This window comes from Ferruginivarius sediminum (genome assembly GCF_003344765.1).
GTDB lineage: Bacteria > Pseudomonadota > Alphaproteobacteria > Kiloniellales > Rhodovibrionaceae > Ferruginivarius > Ferruginivarius sediminum.
Genome location: NZ_QPMH01000041.1, coordinates 1 through 8,141, shown reverse-complemented (window position 1 = coordinate 8,141; position 8,141 = coordinate 1). Strand labels below are relative to the sequence as shown.

The window sequence follows — 8,141 nt, the reverse complement described above, 5'->3', positions numbered from 1 at the left end:
CGTCGCCGAACACAACCAAGCCTCCAAGCCCTTCATTCGGACCGCCGATCCCGACCGGATCATCGAAGCCGTGAAACGCGGGCACCAAAAGTTAGGTTCGCTCCACTAGCGTAAAGGTTCATCGAGTTCACTGGCAATATCTGGTGGCAGCACTCCCGGGGCCTTCAGCATCTCCAAGATACGTCCATCTTCAATCGGCTCAATTTGATGAGAATCGTAGCTTTCTGCCGGATCACCGCACGTCTCCCCATAATAGTAATCAACATTTCGGAACTTCGAGCGAAAAGCCGGCAGTACAATAAGAAACTCTTTAGTGAGCAACGTTCTAGTACTTTCTTCTGCCGTGATGAGTTGTTCATAGAGTTTTTCGCCGGGGCGCTTGCCAATCTCTTGTATTTTGATTTCGGAGGAACGATAGCCGAATCTCGGTGCGATGTGTTCAACCATGACGCGCGCGAGATCGCTAACCAGAACCACCGGCATTCGGGTCACGAAGACTTCGCCGGATCGAAATTGCTCCATCACCTTCATGACCAGCAATATTGCATCTTCTAGCGTCATTACGAACCGACTCATACGCGGGTCAGTGACAGTAATTGGGCCGCCTTTCTGAAGTTGCTTCAGGAACAGCGGCACAACCGATCCTGCTGATCCAAGCACGTTTCCAAATCGAGTTGAGGCGAATACAGTGGAGGACCCGTCGCGGCCGAGCGCTGCCGCCGATGTTATCAGCCGCTCCCCCATAAGTTTCGAGGTCCCCATGACGTTGGTGGGGTTGACGGCCTTGTCTGTGGAGGTGAAAAGAACTCTGCGAACCTTGGCGTCAATAGCGGCATCGATCACGCTCTGAACGGCAATAATGTTCGTTTGCACCGCCTCCCGCGGATTACTCTCGCAGGCCCAAACATGTTTCAATGCCGCAGCGTGAAACAGGTAATCAACGCCGTCGAGCAAGCGTGTCAGCAGCCGCGTATCGCATACATCGCAAGCAAATGCATGAAATCGCGGATCATCTTGATGATGCTCCGAAAGATAGAAGAGATTGGTTTCATGCCGATCGATCGCGATAATCTCGTCGACGCCACAGCCCAGGAGCTGGTGTGTAAGCTCGGTTCCTGTCGTCCCTGCCGCGCCGGTAATAGCAACCCGCGCCCCCCTATAGAAGCTACTCATGTTGCTGCACCAAGTGTAGTTTTTGTCTCTCGTCTAATATAAAACTGTCGGATACTTTCGATTACTTGATCCTGTTGATGTGATGGAAGATAGGGGTAAAATGGCAAGCTTAGCACACGCGATGTCAAATCCTCAGTCACGGGCAACCCGGCCTTGGGTTTTGGCGCATTTAGATACGGTAACTGCTGGTGCAGTGGGCACGGGTAATATATTTGGGTCGGGACGCCGACGTTGTCTAAGGCTGCGGCGAGATCATCGCGATGCTCGCAGACAATCGTGTATTGCGCCCAGGCCGACACGCTGCCTTGCGGCACGGAAGGTGTCGTAACGACGTCCCATAAGCCCGCTTCATACCGGCCCGCAACGTGTTGCCGCAGCGCTATTTCCTCATCAAAAATTTTCAACTTCTCCAGAAGCACCGAGGCCTGGATCGTATCCAGGCGAGCATTCGTTCCTACCCGGACATTGTCATATTTGCCGCTGGCGCCACGGCCGTGCACGCGAATTGAACGCAATGTTTCAGCCAAGTCGCTTGAACCGGAGAAGATTGCTCCACCGTCTCCATAGCAGCCCAGGGGTTTCGCGGGAAAAAAGCTTGTGCCAGTCACGTCGGCGAGCTTACCCACGGGCACATCGCCGGATCGGCCGCCTAAGCTTTGGGCAGCATCAGAGATGATTGCAAGGCCATTCTCTCGGGCGATTGGCTCGATCGTGGTGTATGGCGCCGGCAACCCGAACAGATCGACGGGCATAACTGCTCGCGGCCTCAGATCGGTTTCAGCGCGCACGTCCGCGAGCGCGATGCAAAGGCTCGCCGGATCAATGTTAAAAGTTTGTGGATCAATATCGACGAAAACCGGCGTTGCGCCAGTTAGGCAAACAGCCTCCGCCGTGGCGGTAAAGGTGAAGCTCGGCAGAAACACTGCGTCACCGGCGCCAATCCCGTATGCAAGAAGAGGCAACCAGATAGCGTCGGTACCGCTTGAACAGGAGATCACCTCAACCCCTCCTGCAAGCTCACCAAGCTTCTTTTCAAGCTCAAGTACCTCTGGTCCCATAATATATTGTCCGTGATCAAGAACTCTTGAAACAGCGGCATCAACCTCATGTCTGATGCGTTCTTGCTGAACCATCAAATCAATGAAAGGTATTTTTTGGATACTAGGTGATGACATGAAAGGTCCTAATTGTCCCCAGCAATTGACAGGCGTACGCGATGATCCCAAAGTCTCCCTCAATCGGCAGACGAATTCCCGATCTCAAGTTACCTAGGCCATCGCACCCTATTGAGTAGCAGACCATCTCAGGGTGTACAACGAGCCGCTCCGGGGTAATTTTATGGGATGACCCGCCCGCTCCGCCCGTATCGGCTAGGATGCGGGCGCACTGTTCAACCCGTTGGAGGGGAGCGGACCGATGGAGATTGTCATTCTCAGTGTCGATTTGGCTCAGTGTCGATTTGGGCAAGAACGATTGCGGCGTGGCCGGCTTGGATGGCGCGGGCGCGGTGGTGATGCGCAGGCGCTGGTGAACCTGCCGCGCTGTGCGTGGTGGCAATGGAAGCGTGCTGCGGGGTGCACCAGGTCGGCCGGATCGCGGCGGACCATGGCCACGAGGTGCGGCTGATGCCGCCAGAGTATGTGCGCCCGTACGTCAAAGCCCAGAAGAACGACGATCGCGACGCCGAAGCCATCGCCGAGGCGGCGACGCGCCTGACGATGCGGTTCGTCACCCTCAAGACCGCCGAGCAGCTCGACCTCCAGAGCCTGCGCCGCCTGCGCGAGCGTCTGGCCAACACTCGCACCCGGACCATCAACCAACTGCGCGCGTTCCTGTTGGAGCGTGGGGTCGCCGTGGCCAAGAAGCTGTCCAGGCTGCGCGCAGCCATGCCGCGCATCCTCGCGGATGAGACGAACGGCCTGCGCCCGCGCATGCGTCGGAGGATCGAGGAAATGATGGCCGAGGTCCGTAAGCTGGACACGCTCATTGCAGACCTGGATCGTGAGATCACGGAAATCGCCGCCGCGGACCCCGACGCGCAACGTCTCATGGCCATCCCCGGCATCGGCCCGCTGACCGCCACGGCGATCGTGGCCGCGGTGGGCGATGGCAGTGCGTTCAACAGCGGGCGAGAGCTCGCCGCCTGACTCGGGCTGATCCCCAGACAGGTCACGACGGGCGGCACGCCTCGGCTCCTCGGGATCACCAAGCGCGGCACAAGGACCTGCGCCGCTTGCTGGTGCATGGCGCCCCAGCGCCAAAGGCGGGCTGCTCAAGACCGATACGGCACGCGGGCGCGGGCTCGCCGGCGAGCTGACCCGGCGGCCCGGCAACGTCGACACGGTGGCGCTGGTGCAGAAGATGGCGCGGACCGTCTGGGCGCTGCTCGCCCACGGCCGGCGCTACGACCCGGCGTTCGTGCCGGCACCCGTTGCCGCATGAACTGGCCACGCGATCACGAGGCCAACCGGCAAGGAGCATAGAGTCCCACCGACGTCGGCGAACGGAAACCACCCAGACGGACCAACAGTCGACCGGCGAGCCGTCAGCTTGGCGATTGAAATGGCTCACCTGAAGCCGAGAATTTTATCAGGACCGGATCGCGCGGATCACCGTCTTGGCCAGGGCCCGGAGCGCCCATCACGAAGGCCGAATAGATTGACGCAGACTGCCCTGGACCGTCGGCCACTTCCGTCTTGCAGACCGGGCGCGGGCCATAGATTACTTCGGCACTTCTGAGGAAATTTCGGTCGGCGTTGACACCTGGAGAGCCTGGAGATTGCCCAGGCCGCCGAGGGGCCGGCGCGGACAACGGCGTTGGCGAGACGGAGGACGGCGAAAGGCAATCGGAGGTACCGGCCCGGACACAGCCGCAGCGACGCCGGCGGCGAAACTTTCGCCGACGCCCTGACCATCATCGAAACCGCAAAGCTGTCGGGCCTCAATCCGGAAGCCTACCTCGCCGTCGTCCTCGCCCGGATCAACGACCACCCGAACAAGCGCCTGGACGACCTCCTGCCCTGGAACTGGCAGCCCGCAAACTGCTGAGCTCGGCGGCGCCCAAGTTTACCCGACCTGAGCTACCCATAGAACGGCGTTCCTCGCCGGCCGCTTACGCTTCATCGCGAGCGCTCAACCCTGAAACGGCCGCCTTCCTGACGGAGCAACATTGACCAACAAGGGCTTTGACCTCTCGGCGAAACGGTAATATCAAGCTTACCTGGGTTATCGCGTCTCGGGGCTACCAAGAACCTCATGACACAAACAGGCACATTCATCCAGGCAAAAGGGGCATAACTTGAAGATTGTCAGCGTTGTAGGCGCTCGCCCACAGTTCATTAAAGCATCTGTCGTTTCTAAATCTTTGCGTAGCCGGGATGGAGTGCAGGAAACTCTAGTACACAGTGGACAACATTATGACATTGCAATGTCCGATGTTTTCTTTGAAGAATTAGGCCTACCTACTGCTGACATGAATCTATCAATCGGCTCTGGATCCCACGGCACGCAAACCGGAAGGATGCTACAGGCAATCGAAGGTGTTCTTGTGCCCGAGGCCCCTGATTGGGTTATCGTCTACGGCGATACAAATACGACGCTGGCCGGAGCGCTGGCCGCAGCCAAGCTCCATATCCCTGTAGTTCATGTGGAGGCGGGTCTACGATCATTCGATATGGGGATGCCCGAAGAGATTAACCGCGTGCTAACGGACCGGGTTGCAAGTTTACTCTTTGCGCCAACGCAAGTTGCGGTAAGTAATTTGCATTCTGAAGGCTTCAAGAATGAAAATATCTATTGCGTCGGCGACGTAATGTATGATGTTGCATTGACGTTCGGCCACCTTGCGGAAAACCGAATTGACCTGCTGAAGCAGCTATCCATTCAGTCTGGGAAATATGCATTAGCGACGATTCATCGTGCGGAAAACACTGATGATATACATCGCCTTTGCGCGATATTCACCGCACTCAGAAACCTTTCCCGCGAAATAACGGTGGTGTTACCCCTGCATCCTCGGACGCGAGCGCGCCTAAATGCTGCGCGTTTGTTGGAGCAAGTTCAACAAGAATTAGTGATGATTGAGCCAGTCGGATACATGGACATGGCGGCTCTCACTCGCCATGCAGCGTTGGTCGTGACGGATTCGGGTGGATTACAGAAGGAATCATATTTCCATGGCATTCCCTGCGCAATTCTGCGTGACTGTACCGAGTGGATAGAGCTTGTTCAACTTGGCTGGAATGAGCTTATCTCGCCAAGCGCACATGACATTAGTGAACGGCTCGTTCAATTACTCTGGCGTGAGACGCCGCCGAGAGCAACGGACGGCCCTTTCGGCGATGGACACGCGGCAGAAGCGATTGCCGAGACGATATGCTCTAATACTCCAAGCAGGTATGTATGAATCCACCGAAAATCATGAGCACACCCAACGCCACGAGACCAAATATATCCAAAAAAATATTTGATGTTGTTATGTTTACAAGCGACGACCCCATCGATCGCCGGATCCTTCTTGAGGCTGAAAGCCTAATCGACGCGGGGTATAGTGTAATAATAGTTATACCTGAAGGGAATTTGTCTTGCGGAAATCCAGACTTTGTGATCCGCATGAATGAACTACGAGTTAGCACCCAAAAAATAAACAAAAATTTTTCTTCTAAAATCATCAATACATATAGAATACTGCGGCCGGTGCTCCAGAAAATAGGATTTAACATTACGTTATTAAGATCTATATTTTGGTCATTGCTGGTTTCGCCAGAAGATCTATATTTGGGCCTATTTGAGCCAGCTCTGAAAGTGGTCCGTGGCCGTGTATTTGTCGCACATGATCTGCCAATGTTGCCTGTTGCCTTGGCAGCGGCGGCACAACAAAATGGCCGTGTTGTCTTCGATTCGCACGAGTTATTTGCAGAACAGGATCTCTTCATAAGCGAGCGCCGGGTTTGGCGCCGACTTGAGACAAGGCTGATTAAACAAGCCGATAGGGTGATTACGGTGAATCAGTCGATCGCGGCGGAGCTAGCAAGACGCTATGCGATTCCTGTTCCCGAGGTAATAGCAAACTGTGAACGCTGGCGGCCGCACGATGCATTCTCTCAAGGCCCCACCCTTCGGGAATTGATTGGTGTAAATGCGGATAGGAGGATAATACTTTTCCAAGGTGGCCTACTTCCAAATCGAAATTTGGCAAATCTGGTCCGTGCAATGGCTCACGTTCAAAGTAGCAGGGCAATTCTTGTCTTGTTAGGTGATGGTCCATTGAAGATCTCATTGCGTCGGATAGTGGAGCGAGAGAATTTGAATAACTGCGTTTTTTTCCTTGACGCCGTACCACAAGACCAACTCCTCGAACTTACTCGCGGAGCCGACGTTGGTATTATTCCTTATCGGGCAAGTTGCCTAAACACATACCTTTGTACGCCTAATAAATTATATGAATTCATTATGGCGAGATTGCCAATCATCGCTGCCGATTTGCCTGAAATTCGCGTTGTTATTGAAAGGTATGGCATTGGTCGGGTTGGCGATGTCGACTCGGCCACATCCATAGCAAAACTTATTGATAGTTTTTTCTCCCGAACGTCGCAAACAGGGCCGGAATTGGCTGCACGCCTAGAACACGCTGCAGATGAATTGTGCTGGGAGAGAGAGGCGCCTAAGCTTGTCGCAACGATTAGAGTGGTCTCCACTCGTCCTGAATCGCAGCGTCCCGGTTTTGTCCGTCATGACGTGGTGTGACGATGGTGGTGAACGCGAGCTCCCCGGTTGGATTTTGTCGAAGGTTCAACTGGCCGGGGGGGGGGGGGCAGTATGGTAATGTTGTCTCCGCCTATCTGCGTCATTGTAGCCAGCGTACCGTAGCGACAGCGCTGGACGACCCATTCGCCGTTCTGTTCTATAAGGATCGTACCGAGCAGTCGCTTGATCGTTGGCTCGTCCGCAGAGATTCTGTCAACTTTGGTGCGAACCTTGATTTTGCATCCGAGCGGTGCGATGGGGTTCGTCAGACGTTGCTTGGGTAGTTCCCCGCGCCTCTGATCGGCGACCCAACGCCACCGCACCTTTGCTGAGGCCGGATCCGGCTGGGCGAACGTGGAGTCCTTGAACGCAATGACTGTGTAACCATCCGGCGAGGGCCGCGGATTTCGGCGGTGACGGGGTAGCTCCTGGCGTTGTTTCCTGTGTTTATGGATAGGCATAGAGGCAATGGCCAGGTGAGCCGGCTCGAAGTGGTCGAGACGGGCCGGCGTCGACGGTGGGGCCAGGAGGCCAAGGTTCGCATCGTCGAGGAAAGCATGTGCGGTGCGCATCAGGCTTCGGCAACGGCGCGCCGGTACAGGATCGCGACCTCGCTGCTGTTCAAGTGGCGCAAGGCTTACCGGGCGGGTGAGCTTGGTAACGGCGGGGCAGCGACGTTCATGCCGGCGGTGGTGGTGCCCGAAGGGGCGGTGTCACCGCCGCCGACCCCCTCGCCTGGTCATGGTCAGGAGGCCGCGGGCGGGCGCATGGAGATCGTCGCCGCGGATGTGGACCCCGCCGCCCTTGCCCGCGTGCTGGAGGTCCTGGAGGCGCGATGATCCCGGTGCCGATGGAGGTGAAGGTCTGGCTGGCCGGCGGCGTGAGCGACATGCGCCGCGGCATGAACGGGCTGACGCTGCAGATCCAGGAGGGCCTGGGCCGGGACCCGCACGCCGGTGACCTGTTCGTGTTCCGGGGGCGCAAGGGCAACCTGATCAAGATCCTCTGGCACGACGGTGTTGGGCTGTCGCTCTACGCCAAGCGCCTGGAGCACGGCCGGTTTATCTGGCCGTCGCCGGCCGACGGGGCGGTGGCGATCTCCGCGGCCCAATTGGGCTACCTTCTGGACGGGATTGACTGGGAGCGTCGGGAGACCGACAGGAGACAGAGGGTGCAAGTCCCTTGCGGTGAAGGAGTAGCGATCCACACTGGCCCCGAGTCAT

6 protein-coding genes and 2 pseudogenes are annotated in these 8,141 nt (G+C 56.8%); 6 read left to right on the top strand and 2 right to left on the bottom strand.

Annotated elements, in window-relative coordinates; genetic code table 11:
* Positions 1–105: 105 nt before the first annotated feature.
* Positions 106–1,173, bottom strand: coding sequence for a polysaccharide biosynthesis protein (locus DRB17_RS19600; RefSeq protein WP_114583921.1), 1,068 nt, complete (start codon positions 1,171–1,173; stop codon positions 106–108).
* A complete protein-coding gene (locus DRB17_RS19595; RefSeq protein ID WP_206607959.1) occupies positions 1,170–2,348 on the bottom strand; it encodes a DegT/DnrJ/EryC1/StrS family aminotransferase in 1,179 nt (392 codons plus the stop codon). Before DRB17_RS19595 ends, DRB17_RS19600 begins: the two co-directional genes overlap by 4 nt.
* Before the next feature lie 200 nt (positions 2,349–2,548).
* Here DRB17_RS19595 and DRB17_RS19590 point away from each other — a divergent pair.
* From DRB17_RS19590 to tnpB, 6 genes and pseudogenes are all read left to right on the top strand, one after another.
* Positions 2,549–3,615 (top strand): annotated as a pseudogene (locus tag DRB17_RS19590) (IS110 family RNA-guided transposase).
* Between the two features lie 432 nt (positions 3,616–4,047).
* Positions 4,048–4,221 (top strand): annotated as a pseudogene (locus DRB17_RS19585) (transposase domain-containing protein); the annotation flags it as partial.
* A gap of 250 nt (positions 4,222–4,471) precedes the next feature.
* Positions 4,472–5,578, top strand: a complete 1,107-nt coding sequence (gene wecB / locus DRB17_RS19580) for a non-hydrolyzing UDP-N-acetylglucosamine 2-epimerase (protein WP_114583919.1) — start codon at positions 4,472–4,474, stop codon at positions 5,576–5,578.
* A gap of 14 nt (positions 5,579–5,592) precedes the next feature.
* On the top strand, positions 5,593–6,918 hold the full coding sequence (locus tag DRB17_RS19575; RefSeq protein WP_161958912.1) for a glycosyltransferase: 1,326 nt from the start codon (positions 5,593–5,595) through the stop codon (positions 6,916–6,918).
* Between the two features lie 476 nt (positions 6,919–7,394).
* Positions 7,395–7,757 (top strand): IS66-like element accessory protein TnpA, encoded by a 363-nt coding sequence (gene tnpA, locus DRB17_RS19570; protein WP_206607958.1) that lies wholly within the window; start codon positions 7,395–7,397, stop codon positions 7,755–7,757.
* On the top strand, positions 7,754–8,141 hold a 388-nt coding region (gene tnpB / locus DRB17_RS19565; RefSeq protein WP_147274976.1), incomplete at its 3' end, for an IS66 family insertion sequence element accessory protein TnpB. The genes tnpA and tnpB, both read left to right, overlap by 4 nt.